The sequence below is a fragment of the Methanobacterium sp. genome (genome assembly GCF_016217785.1).
GTDB lineage: Archaea > Methanobacteriota > Methanobacteria > Methanobacteriales > Methanobacteriaceae > Methanobacterium.
The window spans coordinates 18180-43289 of the sequence record NZ_JACRGA010000016.1; the positions used below are offsets into that span (position 1 = coordinate 18180).

Here is a 25110-nt window from a genome sequence, read left to right on the forward strand (position 1 = left end):
ATTTAAACATTAACAACATCAAAAAATAAACAAAAAAACAAAATTAATCAAGTACGCTTGTTTTTAAAATGAGGTGAATTAGATGAAAGCAAAAAACGGAGATTTCGTTCTTCCTGGTGATGCATTAGGAGTCACTGAGGAGTTTCTCCCGTCAGAATGGACCTATGATGACTATGGTGAAATCAGGTCACTGGTGGCGGGAACAGTAACCATAGACCAGAAAAACAAAAAAATATCCATAATTCCCAAAACAAAATCCCCTGCAATATTAAAAAAAGGCGACGTAGTTTTAGGACAGATAAGAGATGTTCGAGGACAAAGAGCATTAGTAGATGTAGATGGAATTAGAGACAGTAAAAGAAGTCTTCCGGTCACTTTTTTAGGTGCTATACATATCTCCCAGGCAAGAAAGGGATATGTGGACAAATTAACTGATGATTTCCATATTGGGGATCTTATAGCGGCCAGGGTCACCAAAGTGATGGGAGTGGACAACACTGATCTTACCACTGCTGAAAATGAACTGGGCGTTTTGAAAGCCATGTGCACCAACTGCAGACACTTCATGAAAAAAATAGGCAAAAAAGAAGTTAAATGTCCTAACTGCGGTAGGAAAGAGACTAGAAACATCTCTTCAAATTACGAGGGATAAAATGAAGATTATAACTGACAAAAAGAATGAATTAGAGATAGAAATTACAGGAGAAACTCATTCGCTATGTAATGCTCTGCGAAGGACCCTTATGGAAGATAAGGATGTGGAAGCCGCAGCATACGTGATAGAACACCCTATTATTGGAGAGCCAAAACTCTACTTAAGAGCTAAGAATCCCAAAAAATCTCTTAAAAATGCTGCTGAAACTCTTAAATCACGATGTGATGAATTTAAAGAGCTCTTAGAATCTGATGGTGATGGAAAAACTAAAGGGAAGAAGGCTAAAAAGCCAGCTAAAAAAGCAACTGGAAAAACAGCCAAGAAAACCACCAAGAAAACCACTAAAAAGACCACTAAAAAGAAAAAATGAACACATAATGTTTCAAAACATCAAAAAGTTCAGAAACATCAAACCAGAGATAAGAATCTTGGGAGTGGATGATGCCCCATTTGTTCCCCATAGCAGGGAACAGGTCATGATTATCGGAACTCTTTTCCGGGCAGGAAACTGGTTGGATGGAGTACTCCGCACCTATATCACAGTAGATGGCACTGATGCCACCACCTCTTTGATTACGATGGTTAATGGCTCCCGACACCTGGAACAACTGGGAGTTATGATGCTTGATGGCATCACCTTTGGTGGCTTTAACGTGGTTAATATCTGTAAGGTCTTCCAGGAAACCGGAGTGCCGGTTATAGTTATCATGCGCAAATATCCGGACCTGCCACGTATAAAAAAGGCTTTAAAAAATTTTCCTGACTGGGAAGAAAGGTGGAATCATATTCTTGAAGCAGGGGATATTTATAAAGTTCACAAATTTCATAACCAGGAGCCCATCTACATGCAGTTCTGTGGCATCACTGAGGAGGATGCCAGTGAGATCGTGACACTATCTGCAACCCGAAGTGCAATACCAGAACCTATCCGAGTCGCACACATCATTGCAGCTGGTGTAACCACTGGAGAATCCAAAGGAAATGCTTAAAATAGTCAATGGAAAGATGGGGGGATGGTAGATAAAGTGTGCTTTTTCTCCCTGTAGATGGTTGGGGATGGATGGTTTCCAATTAAGATGGGTTCCATTATTAATAAAGGGGTGTGTACATTATTAAAAGCTTTAAACATCCTCTCTTAACTGTTGATGCGGTAATAACTATCTTTGATGGGCGAATAATATTTATAAGGCGTAAAAACGCTCCTTATAAGGGTTCATGGGCATTCCCAGGTGGATTTGTCGAGTATGGTGAAACCGTTGAAGAAGCGGTTATAAGAGAAGTTAGGGAAGAGACCGGGGTAATAATTAAAATTCAGGATTTATTGGGAGTTTATTCAGATCCGGGAAGAGATCCCAGGGGGCACATGATTACAGTGTGTTTTTTGGCAAGTAAAATCGAAGGTGAACTTAGGGCAGATACAGATGCTGCTGAAGTTTCCTGTTTCACAGCTGATGAGGCATTGAGGATGAATTTGGCCTTTGATCATAACAAAATCTTAAAGGATGCTTTAAAAAGAATACTGTAAAACTAAAGAAATAATTAATTAAAATACCAATCAAAATTAAAATACTAATCCAATCATTATCATTATAAATTATAACATGATCACTAAACTGACAATTAAATCAATTCTGGTAAGATGTACATGTCAGTTAATCAATTCAATGTAATTCAATATTATAATAATTCAATATAATAAATGGTAAATCTTATTAGGAGGATTTAAATGGAATTTTGCCCTAAATGCGGAACAGTACTGTTCCCCAAAGGTGATTGTTTTGAATGTTCATGCGGTTACCAAAAAAAGATAACCAAGGAATCTTTAAGTGAGTATGAGATTTCTGAGAAAGTAGCGCCTAAGGAAAATGTAATTGTAACCGGGGATGATGTTAAAACTCTGCCCACCACCAAGGCTCTATGCCCAAAATGTGGCAATCGACTAGCATTTTGGTGGTTGCAACAAACTAGAAGGGCCGATGAATCTGAAACCAGGTTTTTAAGATGTACTGAATGCGGACAAACTTGGAGAGAGTACGATTAAACGTTATTAACGGAGATGTTTAAATTGGAAGAAAAACCCAAAAAGGGAAGTCAAGATCAGCCGATCTCTGAAATTGACGAATCATCTCATACATCTCAAGTATCCCCTGCATCTGATGGATCTGGAAAGTTTAAGGAATCCAAGAAGTCTAAAGATACATCTGAGGATGCATCAGTTAATAAAAATTCGCAGAGACGTTTCAGAGATTTTTTGACCCGGGGGAATATTGATCCCTCTGAATCTTCTCCCTCTTCTGCTAATGGTTCTTCTAAAAGTTCTAAAAAATCTTCTAAAACTTCTAAAGAAAAATCTCAGGAGAATAATGAAGAAGGTGATAAAAGTTCATCTGAGTCACATGACTTCCACTTCAGTCAGGAACTCATGAAATTCAACTTTTACAGGAAGCTCCGATCCAATAAAGAACAGGTCATCCGAATCAGCGGGGGGATAATAGGTGCGATTTTTATCATCGCCGGAATATTATACATATTTGGCTCTGCAGTCAGGGTGGCTGACAATGTAATATTTGGTGAAAGAGCAGTCATCTCTGCTTTTTTAATATTGTTGGGAGTTTTGATCATTGCAGGTATCTTCGCCCGTCAGCTGTTGGAAGGAAGTTTCCTAAAAAACATACACAGCGAACTGGAAGTAGCTGAAGACCATGATTCTGAGGAAAACTCAAAAGATAGGAAAGGAAAACAAAAGGGTAATATAGAGGAGAAGGATAAAAAGTAATTTAAGGAGGATGTACATGTTCAAGGCAGTTTTAAGTGATTCCAATATTTTGAAGACCAGTTTTGATGCCATATCATCCATTGTAGATGAAGTGCAGATGCAGGCCGATGAAGAGGGCTTACGTCTGGATGCTCTGGACCGTAGTCATATTACTTTTGTCCACCTGGAGCTCAAAAAAGGAGTATTCGATGAATACCAGTGCGGCGAGCCCATGAAGATCAACGTGGATACTGAAGAACTGATGAAGGTCTTAAAAAGGGCCAAGGCAGAGGATATGGTGGAGCTTACTGTGGATGAAGGTAACCTTATCATATCATTTGAAGGTGAAGCCCGCAGAAAATTCAAGATCCGTCTCATAGACATAGAATATGAGGCACCAAGCCCTCCTCAGCTTGAATATCCTACGGAATTTGAAGTACCCTTTTCACTTCTTAAGGATTCCATCCAGGACATTGGCATAGTCTCTGACAAGATATCTCTCCATGTGAATGAGGAAAAATTCGAAGCCTCAGCTGAGGGAGAGTTTGGTGATGCTAAAGTTGAGTATCTTCACGGAGAAAAGATAGAAGAATCTGCAAGGTCAATATTTTCTCTGGAAAAAGTTAAAGAAATGTTAAAAGCTGATAAATTCTCAGAATCTGCGGTGTTACGACTGGGAAATGACATGCCTCTGAATCTTGCCCTGAGAATGGCTTCTGATGAGGGTGAACTGAGTTTCCTTCTAGCCCCAAGGATAGAAAGTGAGGAATAAGTGAGGAATAGGGTTGGATGAATTTTTCCAGAATTTGAGGGAGATCCAAAAGAAGGAACGGAGTTTAAGTAGTCTATCCCCTGTAGGGGAAGATTTCTACCAACAAATCTCTAATTATTTCAACAGGCTCATGGAAAAGATAGATAATAATCCATTTTCCTTTGAATCATATCTTCTTCGTGATGCTCAGAGAATAGTGGTTGAAATCTGTGAGAGAAGAGAATATAAAATAACCAACAGTGCAGTGATGAATGCTCAACGTTCACATCATCTATTTAAAAACTCTCGAGAAGATGGAAGGCCCAGAATTCCATCAAATTCTACTCCTGAGGAGCAAAAACTTTATATGGAGATTTACCGGTCTTTAACTCTTTACCGGGAGGAAATGAGGTCTCCTCTCATATCTTACTCTCATAAAAAAGAAATTAAATTAAGTTCATCAAATTCACCTAAAAGAACTTCTAAACCGGTTGAAAACGAAGTTGAGATAGTTAATACTAGCATTAATCAAAACAATTCAGGTGTGGATGAAAGAGTTCAAAGTTCTAATGGGGTTTCAATCTCTAAAGAAAAGGTAAATAGCTCTTTAAAGACAAACCCTGCAGTGGATGAGATTCCCCCTGAAATTCAAGATGAAATATATCGGCAGTTCGGCAGAGAACCATCAAAACAGGGTTCTCAAAAATCATCTACGGTTTCTCCAGGAGAAACTAAAACCAGGGATCTAAAAGAAAGTCCCAATACTCCAGATGATTTTAAAAACGAATTTAAAGAAAGTCAGGTTCATTCAGAGGATAATGTTCCATCAGAAGTATTAAAAGATAATTCTAGTCTTCATAAAATGTCTACAGAGATTTTAATGATTTTAGACGAGCTGCCTTCCATCATGGGAGTTGATAGTAAAGTTTACGGCCCATTCCATCCTGGTGATATTATTACCATGCCTGAACCCAATGCTCGCATACTTATCAAGAATCATAAGGGTAAGTCCATCCAAAGGTATAAATAAACAGTGAAATATAAATAGCGAGATATAGAGTCAGGCTTTTTATAATAGTCCGAGGACCATTAATCAATTTTACAGGTCAGATGACTTATTTTTACAGCCAAAGAGGTGATTATATGAAGATTCCTAAAGAAAGGAAAACTTACTGCCCAAGTTGCAAGAAACACACAATTCACACAGTATTAGAATCAAAAAGAAGAAAGGCCAGTGAATTAAAATGGGGTCAACGTCAATTCAGGCGTGTAACCAGCGGTTACCGTGGATACCCCCGACCATTACCTTCAGGTAATAAACCAACTAAGAAACTGGACTTAAGATACAAATGTAAAGAGTGCAACAAATCCCACATAAAACGCTCAACATTCCGTGCTGGAAAAGTGGAGTTCATCCAGCAGTAGGTGAAAAAATGTCAAAAAGTAAAAGTAACTTTTTAAGAGTCAAATGTGGAGACTGTGGCAACCAGCAAGTTGTTTTCGATCATGCTGCCTCTAAAGTGGAGTGCATCATCTGTGGTAAATCTCTGGTAAAATCTAAGGGCGGAAGATCTGAAGTTGTAGCCCAAATAATCGAAGTCTTGGACTAGGTGTTTTAATGGTAAGAATGAAGCATAAGTGGCCACAGGAAGGCGATTTAATCGTGGCCACCGTGCATAAGGTCCTTAATTATGGTGCATTTGCCAAACTGGAAGAATACCCTGGGGAGGAAGCTTTCATACACATCTCCGAGGTGTCTGCCGGATGGGTGAAGAACATTCGGGACTACGTACGGGAAAATCAGAAGATTGTTGCCCGGGTACTCCGTGTTAACCCCAAAAAGGGCCATGTTGATGTTTCCATGAAAAGGATCAGGGAGGATCAAAGAACCCGTAAGATCCAGCAGTGGAAAATTGAACAAAAGGCTGAAAAACTCCTTGAATTTGCAGCAAAAAGTATTGATAAGGATCTGGACGCAGCTTACGAGGAAGTAGGCTATGCCATGATGGATGAATTTGGAGATCTCTACGGTGCATTTGAGATATCTGCTGAAGAAGGAGCAGATTCCCTTATTGAGAGAGGAATGGATGAAATATGGGCAAATGCCATAACTAAAGTAGCTCAGAAAAACATCTCTCCCCCAGAAGTACAGATCACCGGATACGTTGATTTAACTTCTTACGCTCCTGATGGTGTGGATATCATACGCAATGCCCTTACATCAATAAATAAGGATAACATAGCCGTCCAATGTGTTGGCGCACCGCGTTATCGGCTGCTGGTCAAATCATCGGATTACATCACTGCAGAAACCATTCTTAAAGATGCAGCGGATGAAGCCATTGCTACTGTTTTAGAGGCTGGTGGCGAGGGTGAGTTCCACCGGGAATTAGAATGAAGATGAAAATGAGGCGGTGCAGCCTCTGTAGGGAGTACACCCTTAAAGACCACTGCCCGCACTGCGAGGGTGAACTAAAAGTAATATACCCTCCACGTTATTCTCCTGAGGATAAATATGGTAAATACAGAAGAATACTCATGAAACAACTCAATGAATCTTCTTAAAAGATGTGATTCACTCAGGATGATTCTTTATTATCCTTCCAATCATGATCAATAACTTATTTCCATGAATTCATAAAAGAATCCTTTATTAATCATTTAGGAGTGTTTTAGATGAATGAAACCTTCATAGAACTGATTAAAGAAGTGGATCTCAATGATCCCATATTTATTGAAGCCCTACCAGGTATAGGTCATGTGGGCAAACTGGTTGCAGAGCACATCATACACGAACTGGGGGCAGAAAAATTCGCAGAACTTTACTCACCCTCATTCCCACCACAAGTCTTCGTAGATGAAGATGGACTTATAGAGCCCATGAAAAATGAGTTTTACTATCTAAAAAGCCAGGGCGAAGATGAAAGAGACTTCATTTTCCTGGGAGGAAATACTCAGGGACTCAGTCCAGAAGGGCAATACGAAATATGTGGCTCTATACTTGATTTCGTTGAAAAATACGGTGTTAAAGAGATATACACCCTGGGCGGTCTGGGAACAGGCCAACCCGTGGAAAAACCAAAGGTTTTCGGAGCAGCGACCAGCAAAGAACTGGCTGAAATGCTCAAAGAACATGAAGTAACCTTAAGATCTGCTGATGGTGGAATAATAGGTGCATCTGGTCTTATTTTAGGCTTGGGAATTTCCAGGGGCATGAACGGTGTTTGCCTAATGGGAGAAACCCCAGGCTACTTCATTGATGCCGATGCATCCAAAGCCGTACTCACGATTCTCCTGGAACTACTTAAAATAAAAGTAGATGTGGCAAAACTGGAAGAACGGGCTGAAGAAACCCGAAAGATGATCAGTAAAGCCCAGCAGATGGAACGGGAAATGGCTGAGCGAATGAACCTAGCTCCTGGAGAAGAAGACCTGCGATACATAGGTTAACTTCTAGAAATAAATCACATAATTTTTTTTATTTTATTCTTTTTTAACATATTTTTATTTAGAAAACATATTTTTATTATTTAGAAATTAGGAAAAAATCTTTATTAAAAAAAGGGTGTAAAACATGATCATAAGGGCTGATCTGCATATTCACGGCCGTTATTCTATGGCCACTTCTAAAAACATGACCCCTGAGTTATTATCATCTCAGGGAAGCCTTAAAGGGTTGCATTTGGTTGCAACCGGTGATGCCTTCCATCAGGGCTGGCTGAACATGATAGAGGAAGCCACTGAAGAAGCAGCTGAAGGAGTTTTCAGGATCAGGGAAAGTAGAAAAATACACAATGAATTTCTTCAGGAGGAAATTCCAGAGGGTCATTCGAAAAACCCGGAAACCAATCTAATTCTGACTGCAGAAGTGGAAGATTCTAAAAGAGTTCACCACCTTATTATCATCCCTTCCTTTGAAGCAGCTTACCAGATCCGCAGGAAACTTAAGGGAAACCTGGATTCCGATGGCAGGCCAAGAGTACGTATGAACGGTGCTGAGATACAGGAATTAGCTCTGGAAAATGGTTGTATAATGGGACCCTCCCATGCATTTACCCCCTGGACCAGCATCTACAAAGAATATGATAGTATCCATGATTGTTACAGTGAAAAGCCCGATTTCCTGGAGCTTGGACTCTCTGCAGATACGGATATGGCGGATCGCATAGAAGAATTGCAGAATATACCATTCCTCACCAACTCCGATGCTCATTCTCCATGGCCCCACCGATTGGGACGTGAGTTTAATGAAATTAACGTTAAAGATATAAGCTTCCCTGCCCTGGCTAGTGCAATTGGTGATAAGAAGATCACAGCAAACTATGGGTTTGACCCGAGACTGGGCAAGTATCACCACACTGCCTGTACCAAATGTTACCAGCAGTTCCATCCTGATGAAGCCATCAAGATGAACATGAAATGCCCTTGTGGTGGCACCATAAAAAAAGGGGTGGACTACCGTGTGGAAGAGCTGGCCACATGGGATGAACCACACCACCCACCACGCCGGCCCCCATATATCCACATCATGCCTCTGGCTGAAATCATAAGCCTCACCTACAGTAAAGGGGTTACCACCAAGTTCGTGCAAAAGATATGGCAGGAACTCATTCTAAAATTCGGTGATGAAATTTCCGCGCTTATAGATGCCCCCATTGATGAGATGATTGAAATCGATCCGGAACTGGCTCGTAGAATACAGGCATTCAGAAATAAAACATTGCAAATAAAAGTAGGAGGCGGTGGAAAATACGGAGAATTAGTTTTCAACGAAGATAATTCCACAAATTCCACTTTGGATGCTTTCTTATAACTCTGTAGAATGCATTTTTTAGAAATTTGATCCCACTTGAATTTAATCTCATGGTGAATTGAAAAAGTTTTTATATTCTGAGTGATTATCCCATTCTATAGATTAAGTTAGAATGATGGTAATAAATTTATAGAAATGATATATTATCCGGAAATTAAAAAGGAAATTTGAGGTGTTTATATGAGTATTGCTATGGAATATTCTTGGGTGATTTTAGGAATAATTATCGCTGGTTTCGTTTTAGTGAGTTTAATGACACAAGTTCTAAATAGAAATCCTGCAGAATAAAATCATTTTTTTTTTAAGACTGATAGGTTGTTTGAATATTTTCTATCAACTAATTTTTCATTTATTTACAAATTTTTTAAAGCCTTACAGGATTATACCGTAAATCTCAATTTATTTTACAAATTATTTTTTTATAAATAATATAAAAAATATAATAATTCTTGGAATATTACTTAATTGATCTATAATGGTATTTAAGTTAAATTATCTAGCTCATGATTCATTTTATGATGAAATGATGAGTAGGCAAGTGTAATAAAATTTAAGTAGGCTTGTAATCAACTTTTTTTTTCAATGTATTTTAAAATTGACCATATGTGACTAAGTGACTGGGGATCAGGTTGCATTGATCTATAAGGAGGGCATTGAAACTGACAACGCCACTTTTGAGCAATCAGTACCCTCAGGGGATTCCTGGATTTTGAACCATCCCCTTGAATTGGGTATAGTGGCACGTAGTGATGATGAAATTTTAGGATGGGCCGCATTGTCTCTCACCTCCCGGAGAAAAATATATAATGGCGTGATGGAAGTTAGCGTCTATGTAAATGAGAAACATCGCGGTGAAGGTGTAGGATTAGCTCTTCTTAAAAAATTAATAGAATTATCTGAGGATCAGGGGATATGGACGTTACAGCCTGGAATTTTTCCAGAAAATCAGAGTAGCATTAATCTGCATGAGAAATGTGGATTCAAAGTAGTTGGAATCCGGGAAAAGATAGGAAAAATAAATGGTAAATGGCGTGATGTTGTTTTAATGAAAGACGCAGTCAAAAAGTGGGATTGGATTAATATACAATTGGTAAAAGTAACGGACCCGCCGGGATTTGAACCCGGGACCCTCAGATTAGGAGTCTGATGCCCTATCCTGGCTAGGCTACGGGCCCACATTCATTATTAAAGAAATACTAATTAATTATTATTTTATTCTCTTTTTCACAGTACTTTTACAATATCCTACCTATCGGGGTATTCAATTAAAAAAGGGTACAAGTAACGGACCCGCCGGGATTTGAACCCGGGACCTTCGGATTAGAAGTCCGACGCCCTATCCAACTAGGCTACGGGCCCGTATGAATTTAACTGTATGCAGGTGATTCTCCTTCACCTTGAACTGCTTGAGCCAGCTCCTTAAGCCTTGACTCAATTTCTTCGGCTTCTTTCAAAAGTGGCTCGGAGTTAACCTCTATGTTCAACATCCTATTTAAAACATCCACTACACTGGCTGCTGCACGGGGATCAGGATATTGATTTAAGACCTCGGCAAACAGACATGAGGCAGGAATGTCACTGGTCATGCTACGGGTTAAGAGGGTTCCTGATAGTCCGTTGATATTTCCAAATGGGAGTATGGGAAGATCAAGATCCCCTAATCGTTTTAACCCTTCAAGAGAGTTAGCCGCGGCTGCAACGCCATTGGTTTTTTGCCGGACTGCAATGCTGTTTAGGGTGATGATTTCTTTAGTATTATTCCGCTTCATCCATTCAACAATAACATTGGTCATGTCATAGGTAACAGTTGGTGGAACCACAAAGTCCGATAGGAATAGAACTAGGTCATCAGCGGTGTAAATTCTGAATGGGTGTATAGCTACTCCTTTGTAGAGAACTGCAAGAGGTGGGAAGTATTTAGACTCAATGTGTCCAATTTCCTCCATTTTCAGTTCTTCAACCAGAAGCCATCCCACTATATTGCCGATAAGCCCTAATTCAGGAGATCCTTCAATAACGGTTGCATTTTCAATATCTTTAGATATTATTTTACAGCATTCTACTTCAGTTTCCACCATTTCAACCATCAGGGAGCACCCCCTGCTCCTCCTAAGTTTTTACCAGTTTGGGCATCAATATATATTTCACCCACCTGATTACCATTCATCATAACTGGTACTAAATAAGCCTTAGTACCACCGTAAGTAGTAAGTTTAGGGGTCCCGGCAGTAGCCCCTTCCTGCAGAATTGATTTTGCAGCAATGGCTTTAGCTTCTGAAGATGTTATCTTCACGGTATCACTCCCTGATGCACTTGTTTTCTGACTGGAAGATGTTGAAACACTGGATGCAGAACTTTGCTGGTTTCCGGAGTCAGTTCCAGTGGTTGAACTTGAATCTCCGCTCGAGTCTGTGCTAGTTGACGTCACTGGTTGCCATAGTCCGGGAGTCTGACTGGATATTTGATAACCAGCAGCAGCCACACCAATTAACAATACTATGACCACAGATACCAGAATTTTGGAGTCTATCATCAGCTCACCTCTTTGTGAATTGTATTGAATTTAAGATCAATTTTTTTATTCTCAGTTGAAGAATTTATATTTTCGCTTATAAATTAATTTTATTTTAAGAATATAATATATTAAGAATATAATCTTATATTAAGATTTTGAAGATTTAATTCTTATGTTTTCTTTATATTGCCTTCAAATCCCATAATTTCTTCCAATAAAAAGAACCATCAGTAACATTTATCCAATTTCCTGATTCTTATAAGAGTTTATAGTTAGGTCTCTCCTGCTATTTATATTTTTCATTTTTATTTTTAAAGAAAAGCTTATAATAATATTTAAAAGTTAGAGATATTGATGTTCTTATAAAAACTAAGAGGTGATACATTTGAGCGAAAAAATAGTTATCTCGCCAACCTCACGACAGGAAGGACATGCAGAGTTGGTCATGGAAGTAGATGATGAAGGAATCGTAACCAAGGGGAAATACTTCAGTATTACTCCGGTTAGAGGCTTAGAAAAAATGTTAACAGGCAAAGCCCCAGAATCTGCGCCTGTTTATGCGCAGAGAATCTGTGGTGTATGCCCTATACCTCACACCCTGGCTTCAGTAGAAGCTATGGATGACTCATTAGGTATAGAAATACCAAAAGCAGCTAGACAGTTAAGAGAACTTACCCTAGCCGCCCACGACATTAACAGCCACGCCATCCATCAGTTCCTAATTGCCACCGATGTTGTACCTGAAAACCTGTTCGCGACAGCAGTTAACTCAGTATCTGAAATCAGAAAAACCGCCCAGTATGTGGTGGACATGGTTGCTGGAGAAGGAATACACCCATCCGATATAAGGATCGGAGGAATGGCCAGTAACATAAGTGAAGTTGCAAGAAAAAGGCTTTACGCCAGATTAAAACAACTCAAACCAAAATTGGACGCACATGTCGACTTAATCATTGGTTTAGTCGCAGACAAAGGATTCCCAAAAGGATTAGGTGTAACAAACGCACCAACACTTGCCACTGACATATTATACGGTGACAGGGAAAACTTCGATCTGGACAGATTCACAGAAATAATGCCTGAAAGCTGGTATGACGACCCAGAAGTAGCCAAAAGAGCCTGCTCAACCATCCCACTCTACGATGGAAGAAATGTTGAAGTGGGTCCAAGGGCCAGGGCAGCCGTATACGGGGATTTCAAAGAAAGAGGTGTAGTTGCTCAACACGTTGCAAGGGCACTGGAGATGAAAACAGCTCTATCCAAAGCCATAGATATTTTGGGTGAACTGGACACTTCTGCACCTGTAATGGCTGATTTCGACGTAACCGGTACAAACAAGCTGGGAGTCGGTGCTATTGAAGGACCACGTGGAATGGATGTTCACATGGCCCAGGTTGCCGATGGTAAAACTCAGTTCTACAGTTGTTTAGTACCAACCACTTGGAACATACCCACTATGGGACCAGCTACCGAAGGATTCCACCATGAATTCGGACCTCACGTTATCCGAGCCTACGACCCATGTCTGTCCTGTGCGACTCACATGATCGTAATCGACGATGAAGACAGGAGCATTCTCAAAAACGAGATGGTCAGGATTTAAGGGAAAAGCATGCCATACAGTGCAGAGATAATAGTGGTCGGATGCGGAAATATCCTTTTTAAGGATGATGGATTCGGACCCGAAGTGATAAAGGCACTTGGAGAATATTCCAAGGAAAACCCCCTACCAGAAAATGTCATGATACTGGATGCCGGTACTGGCGGTCCCCACTTTGTCTTCAGTCTTCCTCACGAGGAATGGAAGAAGATGATCGTAGTGGATATTGCTGAATTTGGAGTAGAGCCTGGCACCATTCGAAAATTCAGTGTAGATGAGTTACCAAAGGGTTCTTACGAAAATATACATTCTTGGCCAGTTAATGCACCATTGCACGATTTAGCAGAAATCTGCGAAGTGATTGTAATCGGATGCCAGCCAGAAAATGTCTCTGCCCCCGATGTGGAAATGGGGTTAACCCCCCATGTAAAAGATGCAATTCCCAAGGCCATCGAGATGATATTAAAGGAAATCGGGGTTAGTTAATGTCAATATTAGCCCGTATCAAATCGTTTTTTGGAATGGAGGCAAAACCTGACAGAGAAGCTTCACAAGAGGAGGTTGAAAAAGTGGCTGAAGAAAAAGCTAAACCAAGAATCGGATACATCCATTTGTCAGGATGTACCGGCGACGTTATGTCGTTAAGTGAGAATTACGACATCCTAGCACCTTTACTAACTGAAATGATAGACATAGTCTACGGGCAAACCCTAGTAGACCGCTGGGATATACCTGAAATGGACATAGCCCTTATTGAAGGGTCTGTATGTCTACAAGATGAACACAGTTTGAAAGAGCTCATGGAAGTACGGGAAAAAGCCGGCTTAGTAGTGGCCTTCGGGTCCTGCGCAGCAACTGGTTGTTTCACCCGATACTCCCGAGGAGGACAGCAAGCTCAACCAAACCACGAATCATTTGTGCCCGTCGGGGACCTGGTAAAAGTGGATTTAGCCATACCTGGCTGCCCACCATCACCAGAAATAATCGCCAAAGTTGTAGTAGCCGCCATCAACGGAGACATGGACTACTTACAGCCTATGATGGACCTAGTCGGTTACACCGAAGCTTGTGGCTGCGACCTGCAGCTAAAAGTTGTGAACCAGGCACTATGTATCGGATGTGGAACCTGTGCCATGGCCTGCCAGACCAGAGCAATAGGCATGACCAATGGAAGACCAGAAGTAAACAGTGACCGCTGTGTTAAGTGTGGAGTCTGCTATGTGCAGTGCCCACGAAGCTGGTGGCCTGCTGAAAGGATCAACCAGGACCTAGGGTTATAGGAGGTGAAAAAATGGTATTAGGAACCTACAAAGAAGTTGTTGCAGCAAGATCAACTGACAAACAGATCCAAAAACTAGCCCAGGACGGAGGTATAGTATCCGGTCTATTCTGCTATGCCCTGGATGAAAAACTCATCGATGGTGCAGTAGTAGCCGGACCATCTGATGTTATGTGGAAACCAGAACCAATGGTAGCCATGTCCTCAGACGAGATACTGGCCGCCGCTGGAACCAAGTACACCTTCTCCCCAAACGTCTGGATGCTTAAAAAAGCAGTCCGACAGTACGGTCTAGAGAAAGTTGGTACCGTAGCCATACCCTGCCAGAGCATGGGAATCCGAAAAATGCAGTCCTACCCATTCGGAGTAAGATTCCTAGCAGATAAAATCGCCTTAACGTTAGGTATTTTCTGCATGGAAAACTTCCCTTACGAATCTCTAAGAACTTTCATATCAGAGAAAGCAGGAGTTGACTTCGACCTAGTGGAAAAAATGGACATAGGCAAAGGTAAATTCTGGATCCAGACTGCTGATGAGTTACTCAGCATACCACTCAAAGAAACCCACGGATACGAACAGAGCGGATGTAAAGTCTGCCTTGACTACGTGGCAGAATTGGGTGATGTGTCCACCGGTTCAGTTGGAACCCCAGACGGCTGGTCTACAGTCTTCGTCAGAACCGATGCCGGTGAAACCATATTCAAACAGGCGGTTGAAGCTGGAGTCATTGAAACCAAACCAATGGATGATGTGAAACCAGGTTTAGGCCTACTTGAAAAACTGGCAACTGACAAGAAAACCAAAGCCATGAAAGTAATCGATGAACGGAAGGCCATGGGCCTACCTGTACCTTTCAAAGGCAGTGCTGAAAAAGAAGACCCACTAGCTAACGTATAGGGATAACATCCCTATTTTTTCTATTTTTTTGGATTATTTATTTATCCAATGTATTTATTAGTTTATTATCATTTTCAAACGATTTAAAGGAATTAAGGTCCTATTATGACAATAAATGTTTTCTGCCTTTCCAATGAAATTTCAACGATTTAATACATAAACTCCATTAGAAAGGGTGAGGTATGTGGAGTGCGCTTCATTTGAGCATACTGACTATGGGGAAAACTTAGGAGGGGTAATGACAAATCAAATTATTAGTAATGGGGATGTTGAAATGGAAATGATTTATTTAATTGTCGGGGCAATGTTTTTAGCATATGCAGGAATGTTGATGTTATATTATAACGTTCATTCAAAAGAAAGGAAGAATAAGCCATCTAAATTAATTTCTAAAGGTGTAATGAGCCTCAGAAGGGGAGTTTATGAGAAAGCTTATGCTTATTTTAAAATCGCCTATGAATATTCCGAAAAGATAAACGATTATCATAACATGGCTGAAGCCCTTTATCACATTGGATTAGTGTATAAGGAGCAGGATGATGTTGAAAATGCTCGATACTTTTTTGAAGAGGCCTTTAAGATATTCAATGAATATAATGAGGAAAGGGGAATTGATAAAACCCAAAATTCTCTTAATTATTTGGAATCTCTAAATTTAGAATAATTCCTTATTAATTCAATTCAGGTAGTTCTGGGTGAAAAAATGTTGCAGAAAAAAATTCCGGATACTGTGGTTTTTTGTAGTGAATGTGGTGCTCGAAACCCCACTACTGCTAAATTCTGCACTGAATGTGGACTGAAAATTGATAATATAAAATTTGATAATCATTCCTTTAATTCGGAAACGAATTTCTCTGGTGAAAAATCTTTGGAATTAACACCTGCTGAATCGTATGTAATATTATTTATAGATTCTGCAAATTTATCTACAGATAATGCTCATGGAAAAAAATTGTTAAAATTAACAATGAAGGACCTTTTAGCACGTAAAGTTATTCAAATGGATTCCCGCAAAGAGAAAGGGTTTTTATCCACTAAAATTGTCCGTAAAATAGGAAAGGGTGAGAACTTTAACACAGATCTTAAGCCCCATGAAGAAATTTTTACAGCATCTTTAACTAAACATCCCGAATTAGAAATTAAGAAATATTTCAAAAAAATGTTAAAACAGTTTAAATCCCGTTTAACTGGTCATTCTTTTTTCAAATATAAAAATGATTATGTAATGCCTCTTTTAATTGAAAAAGGATATGTCATACTGGTTAAGAAGAAGGGCATAGTATCTCCTGCAAAATATGAGCTAACTAAATCGGGTGTGGAAATTAAAAATCGAATAAATGATATATTTAAGGATTCAGATAATTTGTTCCAATGGGCGGATTCCAATCCAGAAAAAGCTAAAGCTTTTCTCTCCGCAGTAGGTACGCATATATTTATCTTACCATATGACATGAATCAGTTGCTTTCGTTGAAAAATAGACTGGCAAATGTTAAGACAAAAACATCAAAATTCTATCCTTACTTACTGTATCCGGTTTCTGTTTTGATTGGAATAAAATTCGGTACCAAAAATGCTTTTAGAAAAAAAGAAGATTTAGATTTCTTTGATTCTAACGATGATGCCCTTAATTTGTTCGACGTGGATGTTTTCGATGCATTAGATGATTTAGAAATTGATTCCTTTGATGATGTTTTTGATTCCTTTGATGATATATGTGATTCTTTTGAAGGTGGGGATGATGATTGGTGAATGAACTATAATTTCACCAGATCTAATCACCATATATCCTTTTTGTACTTTATTCTATTCAGTAATAACCGTACATCCTTCTCCTTCTACAATAACCGTATGTTCGGCCTGGGCCACCCTGGCACCACTTTTCTCACGAAGCACATGGTAGGGGTAAATTGCCCGGGAAGAGATAAGCTGCCTCATGGCAGGATTAAGTTGACGTACACCTGATTCTTCATTTAACCATCTTTGGGCGAAAGGAAGGTTAGCATACTTTAATTTTATCAGATCGAGCAATTTCCTGGCAGGTGCCAGGCGTAAAGGTCGGTCTCGAAGGAATCGGAAGATGAATGTGTCTTTCATATCTCCCACCACACCAATACCATCAGTTACGAAGGGTTCAATGGCCAGAACATCCCCCTCTTCTATTCGGTGATGGTTTTTTTCTTTAATGTTGGGTATTGATAATCCTGAGTGCAGGATCCATCGATCCATACTATGGCCGGTTAGGTTGGCCACTGGTAAAAACCCCTGGGACTTCACATACTCCTCCACTTCCCCACCAATTTTACCCAACTCCGCACCAGCCCGGATGTTACTGATGGCAACTTCAAGGGCATGATTAGCAGTTTCAATAAGTTCAACCTGTTTTTCAGGGGTATAGTTTTTATCTCCAGATCTGTAAGGGCCTTCTCCTGAACCAATCATTACAGTAATGGCTGAATCAGCAATAAAACCCTCAACATGGGCTCCTAAATCAATTTTAACCAGATCACCATCTTTTAAGAGGGTATCATCCCCTGGAGGTGATGTGTAATGGGCAGTAACCTCATTTATGGATATGTTACAGGGAAAAGCGGGAATACCTCCTCTTTTTTTGATTTCTGATTCAATGAGATTTACCAGACTCAAAACTTTCATTCCTTCGTGAACTTCACTAACTGCAAGTTCTCTGACATCTTTTACAATTTTACCTGCTTTTTGGTACATATCTATCATGGCATCACACTATGGAACTGATTACTAATCTAACAATTTTAATAGCTAACACTCTTACTTATTATTATAATTATAATCCAATGACCATAATCCTTCGTAGTATGGAGTCAAGTCCATTGGTGTTATGAACTGGTTCTAAGATGAAACTTAAAATAACAAAGCATTAATTATATAAAACCTATATATTATATGTACTTTTCATATGAGAGTCCATAAAAGGTTTAAGGTATTTAAAGGCTTGGATTAAACGTATAGATTTGACAGGGTCTAAACCTTGCTGATTTACACATGTTTAAGGATGTCTGAATTCAATGCCCTGATTTAGCTCTTTAAAGCCTTTTAAATGATTAAATTTATGTATTGTGCTGTAATAATTAATAGATAAGGGGGAATACAATATGGCAGACACTATAAGCATCCCACAAAACATTTTTTTGCTTATTATTGCGGTGATAGCACTTATCGCAGTAATCGTTATTGTAATGCAATGGAGAAAGGTTAGAGAAGCCCAGAGTAATGTAATATTCCTTGAAAAACAGGCAGAAATAAAGAAAATTGAACTGGTTGAACGTGATCTGGAATCCAAACGATTAATGGAAAATGTGATACCACTGCCTAAAGACCAGCAGGAGAGACTTTCAAATATTAGAGGCGAAACATCAAAAATGATGCAAAAAGTCGGTTTTCTGCACAGTGAAATCAATGAAAGAGTCACCCGCTTGGAAACTCGTGCGGAATACGAAAAACTCCAGAAACTTCTGGATGATATTGAGAAAAAGGAAGAAGAACTTAATAAAAAGGGGAAAAAAGGGGGTAAATAGTCTATGACTCCTTTAGAAATATTTGCCATTCTGGTTTTAGCAGGAGCGGTAATTGTATTATTATATTACTATCTACAGGATAACCGTAAGGTTAATTTCTCTCAGATGAAAGGTGATGCCACCAATTTAGGAGAAAAAGTTTATGGTGGGGCCAGTAATCTAGGCGAAAAGGTTCAGGGAGGAGCCAATGACTTGGGTCAAAAAGTAGCAGGAGAGGGGTCAATGTCAGGAATGGGTGAAAAAATTAATGTTTCTGGAGTCAGTGAAAAAGTTTCTGGAGTCGGAGAAAAGTTGAATGTTTCCGGGGTCAGTGAAAAAGTCTCAGGAATGGGTGAAAAGATCAAGGGGAAAGTAAGTGTTCCCATCAGTACTGATAATTTATCCCACCGCATAGACCTTTTCCTGAATGAACAGAGTGACCAGCTAATAGAAGACTGGGATCTAGCCACAAAAAAGGATCTATCCCAACTGGAAAAACGTTTCGATGTGGTCTCCCTTGATATTGAATCTTTGGAAAAACGTTTCAACGAGTACCGTGGATCAACCAACAAGAAACTGGAAACTATCGAGGAACGTTTAGATAGTCTGGAAAACCCTAAGAAAGAACATAAAAAGTAAACTGAGGGGAAATGTACGAAGATATTGTATATTATATTTCTTATTCTTTAGCCCTGTTTGGGGCTATTTTAGTTTTTTATGGGGGATTAAGGGCAGCAATAAAGGTTCTCTCCAAGGAACTTTTGAGAAGATCCTACGAATATAATGACATCCGCCTGGACTTCACCAATAAGATAGTGCTGGGGTTGGAATTCTTTATAGCCGCGGATTTAATCAAGAGCATACTTCAACCAACCCTCAATGATGTTGTTGTTCTGGCGGTGATCGTGGCCATAAGAACCGTGGTTGGATACTCGTTAAACAGCGAATTAAAGGAACTATCCCCCGTTAAATGATGATCCAAATAATTCCATGAATCCTTATCTTATATATAATAAAAAAATTGAATTAATTAAGATTATAAAATAGGAATACAAAAGATTTCAACCGGAGTGGGGGAAACCTTTATATACTGCGGAGACCCAACACTGGTATACAGCGGGGTGGGGTAGTCTGGTGATCCCGCGGGGCTCATAACCCCGAGAGCCCTAGTTCAAATCTAGGCCCCGCTACTAATTTTTTTATGGCCAGCCGAAGGGCAGCTACCGGTTTTAAGCAGATCTATATCTGTAGTTAAACTGAGGAAACTCCACCCATCATACAGAACCGTGATGTCATAAGGCATCTGCTGAGAAGCAGGACTCTGGAGCAGAAACGACACGTCTTCTGGTGGATGAACATGAAGATTCGTCTGATTGACACTAGAAGGAACGGTGAAACGGCCAATCCACGGGATGCAAGGGTAAACACTGCCAGTGAATCCTGTATGAGGCAGAGGTAACTCGCATAGATGAATGCTGCCACGAACAGAAGGTGGGTTACTCTCGGCAGGCCATTATCTTTATTTTTACTTTATTTTTATTCCATTTTTTTAGAAATTCTCTGTTTTTTTAGGGAAATTTTTAATATCAAATTTGTCTTTGAAATATAATTAAAAATAAAAAAGGAAATTAATTGGGTTTTTTACTTTAATCTTTCTGGAAAAACATCATAATTCCAGTTATTAGCAGCCATAAACCGATTAGTATTCCCAGATAGAATGGGTTGGAAATGAAATATCCAAATATCAGGTAGATTAGTCCGATAATAATGGCAACAACTCCGTTCCAACGGCTACCACCGGCTTTAGTAAATAAAGCAACTACACCGACGATAATCAGGAACAAACCAGCCATGTAGACGATCAATCCTGCCACGAAGCTGAAAAGACCCGGGTTCAGGATGAATCCAAGACCCAATACCAGGGCAATAATTCCCAGCACTATCTCCAGAAGCCCCAGACCGCTGCTTTCCACTCTGTCGGAAAAACCAGCCAGTATAAGACCTATACCTAAAAATGCCACTCCAAGACCGGTTAATATACTAATGGGGACTAGTCCCAGCAGGGGAAAGGCCAAGACTATTATACCTAAAATTATCAGTACTATGGCCAAGGTATTTTTCTGCATATTTTTCCCTCCTATTGTTAATTAACTCCCTATTATTTGATGCATTATGTTTAGCATTAGTATTATATTTTTTGATCCATCCCCCTATACTCAATATTAACTTGAAAACAGATGGAATGAATTCTAAAATAGAGAAATAATCCTATATAAGCATTAATCCAGTGATATGGACAAAAAAGAAAGTTTTTAAAAAATCTTGCCAGTTTGAAAATCTAATAAATGAACTTATTCCATTAAAAGTTCTAGAATCAGTTCAATCCCAATAAACACAGTGGTGTAAACCAGTACTTTTCTAAATGGTAATTCGTATTTTTCACGGAGTATGGTTATGTACAGGCTGATGAATGCAACGGCAGCGGCCAGGTAACGGATATCAAATTCTATCTGCCCATCTAACATATCTATCATGCGAAAAAGTGCAAATGCAAATAAACCCAGCCCTATTACAGTTATAACGTAGTATTCTTTTTCATTGGTCACGTCATAGTTTAAGTTTATCATTTCATCGGGATTTTCTGGGTTTAGGATAGATTTAAGGTGGTCCGAGTTTACCAGAAAATCGTAGCGGCGCCTGCGATCTTTATCCAGTATGCTGGTTGCAGGTATGGAGATGGATTTTGATCTATTGTTTTCTTTTGAAAGCGTTATATTACTAACATCCTTTTCATGGGACATTTTCATTCCCAGAGGGAGTGTAATGTGTAATTCCATTTCTTCAGCTTCGGTAAGCTCAACAATACCATTATACCCGCGATTTAAGTGGTTAAGTTCAAATTCAGGGTTCACCAGAATGAATTTGATGTCCAGTTTCACATGTTTAAGCCCATGTTCGTTTGGTGTTCCAATCCACTGATCCAGATTACCCAGATCAATTATTAACTGACCATTTTCTTCTAAAAATGGGATAAACCAGTCTCGGTTAACCCCAAATATTTCCATGTCTTCAAGGACTCCTTTTTCCATTGGAAACTTAATGATGGGTTCATCGGTAAGAAGGTCTAGCACCATTCGCACCCTACGAGCTGGAGATGGAACTATCTGGTCTTCAATATAAACACGATTCTTTTTGGATAAAAGCAGGTGAATCCCTCCATTATTTTTAAAATTACACTTGTTTACAAATGAATGATCAGATCCTCATTTATTTTTAATTTGTCTGGACAGACTAATTGTTTCTATAGGTTCATGACCATATATGTATATGTGAATTTGGTTTTAAATAAATACACTAAGTTTTTTCACGAAATGTGCCATCCCCTGGATGATCTTAAAGTGTGTTCAGAATTCACTCTCAACTTATTACATGGAGGTATCTAGCAAATATTTAGCTCCTAATATTTTGCTCATACTATTCGCATCTCTAATTTGGATAAGGATATAATGCATCCGTGAATAATGTAAAAATAAAGAAAATTCAGGGTTTTAAATTCGGGGGGTTAAAAAATTCAGGGTTTTATAATGTTCACTAATATTTTATCAGGTTTGGAAGGATTTGTAGTTAGTTACGGTCCATGGGCAGTGTTCGGTGGATCTATACTGGAACAGGTAGTTACTCCCATACCCTCCAGTTTGGTAGTGTTAGGGGCTAGCTTCTTTTTAATGAAAGGAGTTGCCCTATCTGTCGGATCTCTGGAAACCATGTTTTTAACCATAACCTTCCCCGCTGCACTAGGAGTTACCCTGGGTTCACTTTTATACTATGGAATAACCTATAAAATTGGAATTCCATTTGTTGAACGTGCTGGGAAATATCTGGGGGTTACTGTTGAGGATCTTGAGAGTGTGGAGCAGAAAGTAAAGGAAAGTAGATATGAAAGCCTTTTTCTTTTCGCTGCTAGATGTGTGCCAGTGATCCCCAGCATAGCAATTAGCCTATTCTGTGGTATGATACGATACAATCCACGGAATTATGTGATAATAACATTTTTCGGTGCACTGGTACAGGCATCCATTCTGGGAATCATTGGATGGCAGTTTGGAAACTTTTACCTAACCCTATCTGAGGGATTATCATTTATAGACAACATAATCCTAGTAATCTTAGTTTTGGCTCTTGTTTATTTTATTATTAAGAATAAACGGAAAATAAGCAATTAAATTTAATTTTTGAATGAATTTTTTTAAATGAATTTAAGGTTTTAAATGAATTTAAGGATTAATAAAAAAGAATTTAGGGAAGAATTTAAGAATAAAGAGAAATTGAATGGGGTTACTCGTTTTTAAACTCATCATAAACTCTTAGCGACTTTGAAAGTGCGGTGGTTTCTGTAATGGTAGTTCCGAGAATAATCGCCAGGAGAAGCTGTTCATTGGTGGCTCCAAATTCCCTGGCCACCTCCAGATGGGTGTTAAGGCAGTGGGGTGATCCTAGGGCAGCAGCAGCCCCAATAGACACAAATTCCTTGGTTAATGGTGGGAGAGTATCATCCACCATCATAACCTCTACTTTATCAAAGTAAACTTTTAAAGCAGGTGGATTTTCTGATAAAACCTGGAATATTTTTGGCACAAAACCAAAGTAACTGTTTATCTTTTCCAATATCTCTTCTACATTTATCTCACAATTTTCATGGGCAGTATTCACAGAATCACTTCTTCAAAGCTTTTTGCAGGACACATTCAATTAAATGCAAATTGTCTTATGTAAAATAAATAGTTATGCCCTCATTCCCTTATTTGTTGGGAGGGAACTGTAAAAATAAAGAGGTTTGGAACAGAGGGATTTTAAGAAAAAGTGCACATATTGATCAGGGTGCTGGAGATTTATAATACTTAAGAAATTATGGATATTGTGGATAATGGGTTTGATACTAATTTAGGGTAGTAATTTGAAGTATATCATTTTTTACTCAAATTCAAGCTCTTATTATTATTATTATTATTATTATTATTATTATTATTATTAATGGCATATTAGTGGTTAATGGCATCTTTCACCTTATCAAAAAAACCTTTTTCCTCCTGGTAGATCTCATCGCCACTGATCTCGGCGAATTCTTCCAGGAGTTCCTTTTGACGGGTGCTGAGCTTCTTGGGAGTGACAATCTTAACCTTCACATACAGGTTTCCCTTACCATTCCATCTTAAATGGGGCATTCCATGACCTTTTATGCGGAATGATGTACCAGTTTGGGTACCGGCAGGTACTTTAAGTTCCACTTCACCATCGATGGTGGGTACGTCAACTTTATCTCCCAGGGTGGCCTGCACAAAACTGATGGGTTTTTCATAGTGAAGGTTGGCTCCTTCCCGCTGGAAGTACTTGTGTGGTTTTACTCGAATGAGAACGTAAAGATCTCCTGGTGGTCCCCCACGTTTACCAACATCTCCTTCACCAGGAACTCGCAGACGGGATCCATCCTCCACTCCAGCAGGTATGTTAACGTGAATGGTACTTTTTTGTCTTACAATACCCTTTCCATGACATTCATGACAGGGGCTGTCTATTATTTTCCCTTCACCACGACAGGCACTGCAAGGACGTATGGTGGCAAACTGGCCCAGTGGGGTGTTCTGTACCTGTCTTACCTGACCACTTCCTCCACAAACATCACAGGTCCTGCTATCAGTTCCAGGTTCGGCTTTTGATCCATTACAGTGGGGGCAGGTTTTTTTATGGGGAACTTCAATGTCCTCTTCCAGGCCATGGGCAGCATCTTCCAGGGTGATCTTCATTTCATAAAGCACATCATCGCCCTGCTGAGGTCCGTTACGACGGCCTCCTCCAAATCCGAAAAGGTCGAATATACTCTCGAAACCACTGGCTCCTCCTCCCCCTCCTCTGCTTCCTCCGAATCCGAATCCACGGAAAATGTCTTCGAAGTTAATATTGTTAAAAATATCTTCCTGACTGAATCCACCCATTCCCGCATGACCGTACTGGTCATAAGTGGTTTTTTTCTCCTCATCAGACAGCACAGCGTAGGCTTCACTAATTTCTTTGAATTTTTCGCCTGCTTCAGGGTCTTCGCTCACATCAGGGTGATATTCCATGGCCAGTTTACGGTAGGCTTTCTTAATATCTTTCTTAGTGGCTCCTTTCTCCACTCCCAGGACTTCGTAGTAATCGCGCTTCTCTGCCATGCTAATCTTCCTTAAATACTCTAAATAAATACTCTAAATTTATTAAATTATCATCTGATCTATTGAATTAATGATGAATTAATATGAGTGTGAATTAAAATCAAT

General features: G+C 39.4%; 32 protein-coding genes, 3 tRNA genes and 1 other RNA gene. 27 read left to right on the plus strand and 9 right to left on the minus strand.

Annotated elements, in window-relative coordinates:
- Window positions 1-82: 82 nt before the first annotated feature.
- The 15 genes from HY987_RS06520 to HY987_RS12750 all read left to right on the plus strand — a co-directional run bounded on the left by HY987_RS06520 (window position 83) and on the right by HY987_RS12750 (window position 10121).
- A complete protein-coding gene (locus HY987_RS06520; RefSeq protein ID WP_292756826.1) occupies window positions 83-652 on the plus strand; it encodes an exosome complex RNA-binding protein Csl4 in 570 nt (189 codons plus the stop codon).
- Window position 653: 1 nt separating this feature from the next.
- Complete coding sequence (locus tag HY987_RS06525) at window positions 654-1025, plus strand: DNA-directed RNA polymerase subunit L (RefSeq protein WP_322175372.1); 372 nt, start codon at window positions 654-656, stop codon at window positions 1023-1025.
- A gap of 7 nt (window positions 1026-1032) precedes the next feature.
- Window positions 1033-1644 carry a DUF99 family protein gene (locus HY987_RS06530; protein WP_292756828.1) on the plus strand — a complete coding sequence of 204 codons (612 nt, stop codon included), beginning with the start codon at window positions 1033-1035 and terminating at the stop codon, window positions 1642-1644.
- Between the two features lie 113 nt (window positions 1645-1757).
- On the plus strand, window positions 1758-2180 hold the full coding sequence (locus HY987_RS06535) for an NUDIX hydrolase (protein ID WP_292756830.1): 423 nt from the start codon (window positions 1758-1760) through the stop codon (window positions 2178-2180).
- A 201-nt stretch (window positions 2181-2381) separates the two neighbouring features.
- Complete coding sequence (locus HY987_RS06540; protein WP_008516208.1) at window positions 2382-2696, plus strand: transcription factor S; 315 nt, start codon at window positions 2382-2384, stop codon at window positions 2694-2696.
- Window positions 2697-2711: 15 nt separating this feature from the next.
- Entirely contained in the window at window positions 2712-3431 is a 720-nt protein-coding gene (locus HY987_RS06545; RefSeq protein WP_292756835.1) for a CvpA family protein, read from the plus strand.
- A 16-nt stretch (window positions 3432-3447) separates the two neighbouring features.
- A complete protein-coding gene (gene pcn / locus HY987_RS06550; protein WP_292756837.1) occupies window positions 3448-4182 on the plus strand; it encodes a proliferating cell nuclear antigen (pcna) in 735 nt (244 codons plus the stop codon).
- Window positions 4183-4195: 13 nt separating this feature from the next.
- Window positions 4196-5191: a hypothetical protein gene (locus HY987_RS06555; protein ID WP_292756839.1), complete on the plus strand. Its 996-nt coding sequence runs from the start codon at window positions 4196-4198 to the stop codon at window positions 5189-5191.
- 113 nt (window positions 5192-5304) lie between these two features.
- The gene (locus HY987_RS06560) at window positions 5305-5586 is read left to right on the plus strand and encodes a 50S ribosomal protein L44e (protein WP_292756841.1); all 282 of its coding nucleotides are present in this window, start codon (window positions 5305-5307) and stop codon (window positions 5584-5586) included.
- 8 nt (window positions 5587-5594) lie between these two features.
- A complete protein-coding gene (locus HY987_RS06565) occupies window positions 5595-5771 on the plus strand; it encodes a 30S ribosomal protein S27e (protein WP_004029362.1) in 177 nt (58 codons plus the stop codon).
- An 8-nt stretch (window positions 5772-5779) separates the two neighbouring features.
- On the plus strand, window positions 5780-6559 hold the full coding sequence (locus HY987_RS06570) for a translation initiation factor IF-2 subunit alpha (RefSeq protein WP_292756846.1): 780 nt from the start codon (window positions 5780-5782) through the stop codon (window positions 6557-6559).
- Entirely contained in the window at window positions 6556-6726 is a 171-nt protein-coding gene (locus HY987_RS06575) for an RNA-protein complex protein Nop10 (RefSeq protein WP_292756848.1), read from the plus strand. Before HY987_RS06570 ends, HY987_RS06575 begins: the two co-directional genes overlap by 4 nt.
- A 111-nt stretch (window positions 6727-6837) precedes the next feature.
- Window positions 6838-7611, plus strand: a complete 774-nt coding sequence (locus HY987_RS06580; RefSeq protein ID WP_292756850.1) for a proteasome assembly chaperone family protein — start codon at window positions 6838-6840, stop codon at window positions 7609-7611.
- Between the two features lie 124 nt (window positions 7612-7735).
- Window positions 7736-8974 (plus strand): TIGR00375 family protein, encoded by a 1239-nt coding sequence (locus HY987_RS06585; RefSeq protein ID WP_292756852.1) that lies wholly within the window; start codon window positions 7736-7738, stop codon window positions 8972-8974.
- Between the two features lie 613 nt (window positions 8975-9587).
- Window positions 9588-10121, plus strand: coding sequence for an N-acetyltransferase family protein (locus tag HY987_RS12750; protein WP_367146885.1), 534 nt, complete (start codon window positions 9588-9590; stop codon window positions 10119-10121).
- Here HY987_RS12750 and HY987_RS06590 read toward each other — a convergent pair.
- The 4 genes from HY987_RS06590 to HY987_RS06605 all read right to left on the minus strand — a co-directional run bounded on the left by HY987_RS06590 (window position 10075) and on the right by HY987_RS06605 (window position 11507).
- Window positions 10075-10149 (minus strand) — tRNA-Arg (locus HY987_RS06590). The two genes, HY987_RS12750 and HY987_RS06590, sit on opposite strands and share 47 nt — an antisense overlap.
- Before the next feature lie 110 nt (window positions 10150-10259).
- Window positions 10260-10333 (minus strand) — tRNA-Arg (locus HY987_RS06595).
- A gap of 8 nt (window positions 10334-10341) precedes the next feature.
- A complete protein-coding gene (locus HY987_RS06600; protein ID WP_292756854.1) occupies window positions 10342-11061 on the minus strand; it encodes a proteasome assembly chaperone family protein in 720 nt (239 codons plus the stop codon).
- Window positions 11061-11507: a PepSY domain-containing protein gene (locus tag HY987_RS06605; RefSeq protein ID WP_292756856.1), complete on the minus strand. Its 447-nt coding sequence runs from the start codon at window positions 11505-11507 to the stop codon at window positions 11061-11063. The genes HY987_RS06600 and HY987_RS06605 overlap by 1 nt, the downstream gene beginning before the upstream one ends.
- Window positions 11508-11874: 367 nt before the next feature.
- Between HY987_RS06605 and frhA the strand changes: the two genes are divergently transcribed.
- From frhA to HY987_RS06635, 6 genes are all read left to right on the plus strand, one after another.
- Window positions 11875-13092, plus strand: coding sequence for a coenzyme F420 hydrogenase subunit alpha (gene frhA / locus HY987_RS06610; RefSeq protein WP_292756858.1), 1218 nt, complete (start codon window positions 11875-11877; stop codon window positions 13090-13092).
- Between the two features lie 9 nt (window positions 13093-13101).
- Window positions 13102-13575, plus strand: a complete 474-nt coding sequence (gene frhD / locus HY987_RS06615) for a coenzyme F420-reducing hydrogenase, FrhD protein (protein ID WP_292756860.1) — start codon at window positions 13102-13104, stop codon at window positions 13573-13575.
- Window positions 13575-14369 carry a coenzyme F420 hydrogenase subunit gamma gene (gene frhG / locus HY987_RS06620; protein ID WP_292756862.1) on the plus strand — a complete coding sequence of 265 codons (795 nt, stop codon included), beginning with the start codon at window positions 13575-13577 and terminating at the stop codon, window positions 14367-14369. Before frhD ends, frhG begins: the two co-directional genes overlap by 1 nt.
- Before the next feature lie 11 nt (window positions 14370-14380).
- Window positions 14381-15265, plus strand: a complete 885-nt coding sequence (gene frhB / locus HY987_RS06625) for a coenzyme F420 hydrogenase subunit beta (RefSeq protein ID WP_292756864.1) — start codon at window positions 14381-14383, stop codon at window positions 15263-15265.
- Between the two features lie 184 nt (window positions 15266-15449).
- Entirely contained in the window at window positions 15450-15929 is a 480-nt protein-coding gene (locus HY987_RS06630; protein WP_292756866.1) for a tetratricopeptide repeat protein, read from the plus strand.
- 39 nt (window positions 15930-15968) lie between these two features.
- Window positions 15969-17015, plus strand: a complete 1047-nt coding sequence (locus tag HY987_RS06635; protein WP_292756868.1) for a zinc-ribbon domain-containing protein — start codon at window positions 15969-15971, stop codon at window positions 17013-17015.
- A gap of 54 nt (window positions 17016-17069) precedes the next feature.
- On the opposite strand, the gene map is transcribed toward HY987_RS06635, so the two are convergent.
- Window positions 17070-17996, minus strand: a complete 927-nt coding sequence (gene map, locus HY987_RS06640) for a type II methionyl aminopeptidase (RefSeq protein ID WP_292756870.1) — start codon at window positions 17994-17996, stop codon at window positions 17070-17072.
- A gap of 398 nt (window positions 17997-18394) precedes the next feature.
- Between map and HY987_RS06645 the strand changes: the two genes are divergently transcribed.
- The 5 genes from HY987_RS06645 to rnpB all read left to right on the plus strand — a co-directional run bounded on the left by HY987_RS06645 (window position 18395) and on the right by rnpB (window position 20307).
- A complete protein-coding gene (locus HY987_RS06645) occupies window positions 18395-18817 on the plus strand; it encodes a hypothetical protein (RefSeq protein ID WP_292756872.1) in 423 nt (140 codons plus the stop codon).
- Between the two features lie 3 nt (window positions 18818-18820).
- Entirely contained in the window at window positions 18821-19435 is a 615-nt protein-coding gene (locus tag HY987_RS06650) for a hypothetical protein (RefSeq protein ID WP_292756874.1), read from the plus strand.
- 11 nt (window positions 19436-19446) lie between these two features.
- Entirely contained in the window at window positions 19447-19770 is a 324-nt protein-coding gene (locus tag HY987_RS06655; protein ID WP_292756876.1) for a DUF1622 domain-containing protein, read from the plus strand.
- Window positions 19771-19911: 141 nt separating this feature from the next.
- A tRNA-Met gene (locus HY987_RS06660) sits at window positions 19912-19986 on the plus strand.
- A gap of 14 nt (window positions 19987-20000) precedes the next feature.
- Window positions 20001-20307: RNase P RNA component (gene rnpB, locus HY987_RS06665), an RNA gene on the plus strand.
- Window positions 20308-20442: 135 nt separating this feature from the next.
- Here rnpB and HY987_RS06670 read toward each other — a convergent pair.
- Together HY987_RS06670 and HY987_RS06675 are read right to left on the minus strand one after the other, a co-directional pair.
- Window positions 20443-20922 (minus strand): DUF308 domain-containing protein, encoded by a 480-nt coding sequence (locus HY987_RS06670; RefSeq protein WP_292756878.1) that lies wholly within the window; start codon window positions 20920-20922, stop codon window positions 20443-20445.
- A 225-nt stretch (window positions 20923-21147) separates the two neighbouring features.
- On the minus strand, window positions 21148-21930 hold the full coding sequence (locus tag HY987_RS06675; RefSeq protein WP_292756880.1) for a hypothetical protein: 783 nt from the start codon (window positions 21928-21930) through the stop codon (window positions 21148-21150).
- A 450-nt stretch (window positions 21931-22380) separates the two neighbouring features.
- Here HY987_RS06675 and HY987_RS06680 point away from each other — a divergent pair, with 450 nt between their 5' ends.
- The gene (locus HY987_RS06680; protein WP_292756882.1) at window positions 22381-23019 is read left to right on the plus strand and encodes a VTT domain-containing protein; all 639 of its coding nucleotides are present in this window, start codon (window positions 22381-22383) and stop codon (window positions 23017-23019) included.
- 112 nt (window positions 23020-23131) lie between these two features.
- Here the strand turns inward: HY987_RS06680 and HY987_RS06685 are convergent, their stop codons facing one another.
- The gene (locus HY987_RS06685) at window positions 23132-23506 is read right to left on the minus strand and encodes a carboxymuconolactone decarboxylase family protein (RefSeq protein WP_292756884.1); all 375 of its coding nucleotides are present in this window, start codon (window positions 23504-23506) and stop codon (window positions 23132-23134) included.
- 329 nt (window positions 23507-23835) lie between these two features.
- Window positions 23836-25005 (minus strand): molecular chaperone DnaJ, encoded by a 1170-nt coding sequence (gene dnaJ / locus HY987_RS06690; protein ID WP_292756886.1) that lies wholly within the window; start codon window positions 25003-25005, stop codon window positions 23836-23838.
- Window positions 25006-25110: the final 105 nt, after the last annotated feature.

Excerpts from the sequence above, each read along its gene's own strand:
- HY987_RS06520 (WP_292756826.1), top strand. The coding sequence starts at position 83 with ATGAAAGCAAAAAACGGAGATTTCGTTCTTCCTGGTGATGCATTAGGA.
- HY987_RS06525 (WP_322175372.1), top strand. The coding sequence starts at position 654 with ATGAAGATTATAACTGACAAAAAGAATGAATTAGAGATAGAAATTACA.
- HY987_RS06530 (WP_292756828.1), top strand. The coding sequence starts at position 1,033 with ATGTTTCAAAACATCAAAAAGTTCAGAAACATCAAACCAGAGATAAGA.
- HY987_RS06540 (WP_008516208.1), top strand. The coding sequence starts at position 2,382 with ATGGAATTTTGCCCTAAATGCGGAACAGTACTGTTCCCCAAAGGTGAT.
- HY987_RS06545 (WP_292756835.1), top strand. The coding sequence starts at position 2,712 with ATGTTTAAATTGGAAGAAAAACCCAAAAAGGGAAGTCAAGATCAGCCG.
- pcn (WP_292756837.1), top strand. The coding sequence starts at position 3,448 with ATGTTCAAGGCAGTTTTAAGTGATTCCAATATTTTGAAGACCAGTTTT.
- HY987_RS06560 (WP_292756841.1), top strand. The coding sequence starts at position 5,305 with ATGAAGATTCCTAAAGAAAGGAAAACTTACTGCCCAAGTTGCAAGAAA.
- HY987_RS06565 (WP_004029362.1), top strand. The coding sequence starts at position 5,595 with ATGTCAAAAAGTAAAAGTAACTTTTTAAGAGTCAAATGTGGAGACTGT.
- HY987_RS06570 (WP_292756846.1), top strand. The coding sequence starts at position 5,780 with ATGGTAAGAATGAAGCATAAGTGGCCACAGGAAGGCGATTTAATCGTG.
- HY987_RS06575 (WP_292756848.1), top strand. The coding sequence starts at position 6,556 with ATGAAGATGAAAATGAGGCGGTGCAGCCTCTGTAGGGAGTACACCCTT.
- HY987_RS06580 (WP_292756850.1), top strand. The coding sequence starts at position 6,838 with ATGAATGAAACCTTCATAGAACTGATTAAAGAAGTGGATCTCAATGAT.
- HY987_RS06585 (WP_292756852.1), top strand. The coding sequence starts at position 7,736 with ATGATCATAAGGGCTGATCTGCATATTCACGGCCGTTATTCTATGGCC.
- HY987_RS06600 (WP_292756854.1), bottom strand. The coding sequence starts at position 11,061 with ATGGTTGAAATGGTGGAAACTGAAGTAGAATGCTGTAAAATAATATCT.
- HY987_RS06605 (WP_292756856.1), bottom strand. The coding sequence starts at position 11,507 with ATGATAGACTCCAAAATTCTGGTATCTGTGGTCATAGTATTGTTAATT.
- frhD (WP_292756860.1), top strand. The coding sequence starts at position 13,102 with ATGCCATACAGTGCAGAGATAATAGTGGTCGGATGCGGAAATATCCTT.
- frhG (WP_292756862.1), top strand. The coding sequence starts at position 13,575 with ATGTCAATATTAGCCCGTATCAAATCGTTTTTTGGAATGGAGGCAAAA.
- frhB (WP_292756864.1), top strand. The coding sequence starts at position 14,381 with ATGGTATTAGGAACCTACAAAGAAGTTGTTGCAGCAAGATCAACTGAC.
- HY987_RS06635 (WP_292756868.1), top strand. The coding sequence starts at position 15,969 with ATGTTGCAGAAAAAAATTCCGGATACTGTGGTTTTTTGTAGTGAATGT.
- map (WP_292756870.1), bottom strand. The coding sequence starts at position 17,996 with ATGATAGATATGTACCAAAAAGCAGGTAAAATTGTAAAAGATGTCAGA.
- HY987_RS06645 (WP_292756872.1), top strand. The coding sequence starts at position 18,395 with ATGGCAGACACTATAAGCATCCCACAAAACATTTTTTTGCTTATTATT.
- HY987_RS06650 (WP_292756874.1), top strand. The coding sequence starts at position 18,821 with ATGACTCCTTTAGAAATATTTGCCATTCTGGTTTTAGCAGGAGCGGTA.
- HY987_RS06655 (WP_292756876.1), top strand. The coding sequence starts at position 19,447 with ATGTACGAAGATATTGTATATTATATTTCTTATTCTTTAGCCCTGTTT.
- HY987_RS06670 (WP_292756878.1), bottom strand. The coding sequence starts at position 20,922 with ATGCAGAAAAATACCTTGGCCATAGTACTGATAATTTTAGGTATAATA.
- HY987_RS06675 (WP_292756880.1), bottom strand. The coding sequence starts at position 21,930 with ATGGTGCTAGACCTTCTTACCGATGAACCCATCATTAAGTTTCCAATG.
- HY987_RS06680 (WP_292756882.1), top strand. The coding sequence starts at position 22,381 with ATGTTCACTAATATTTTATCAGGTTTGGAAGGATTTGTAGTTAGTTAC.
- dnaJ (WP_292756886.1), bottom strand. The coding sequence starts at position 25,005 with ATGGCAGAGAAGCGCGATTACTACGAAGTCCTGGGAGTGGAGAAAGGA.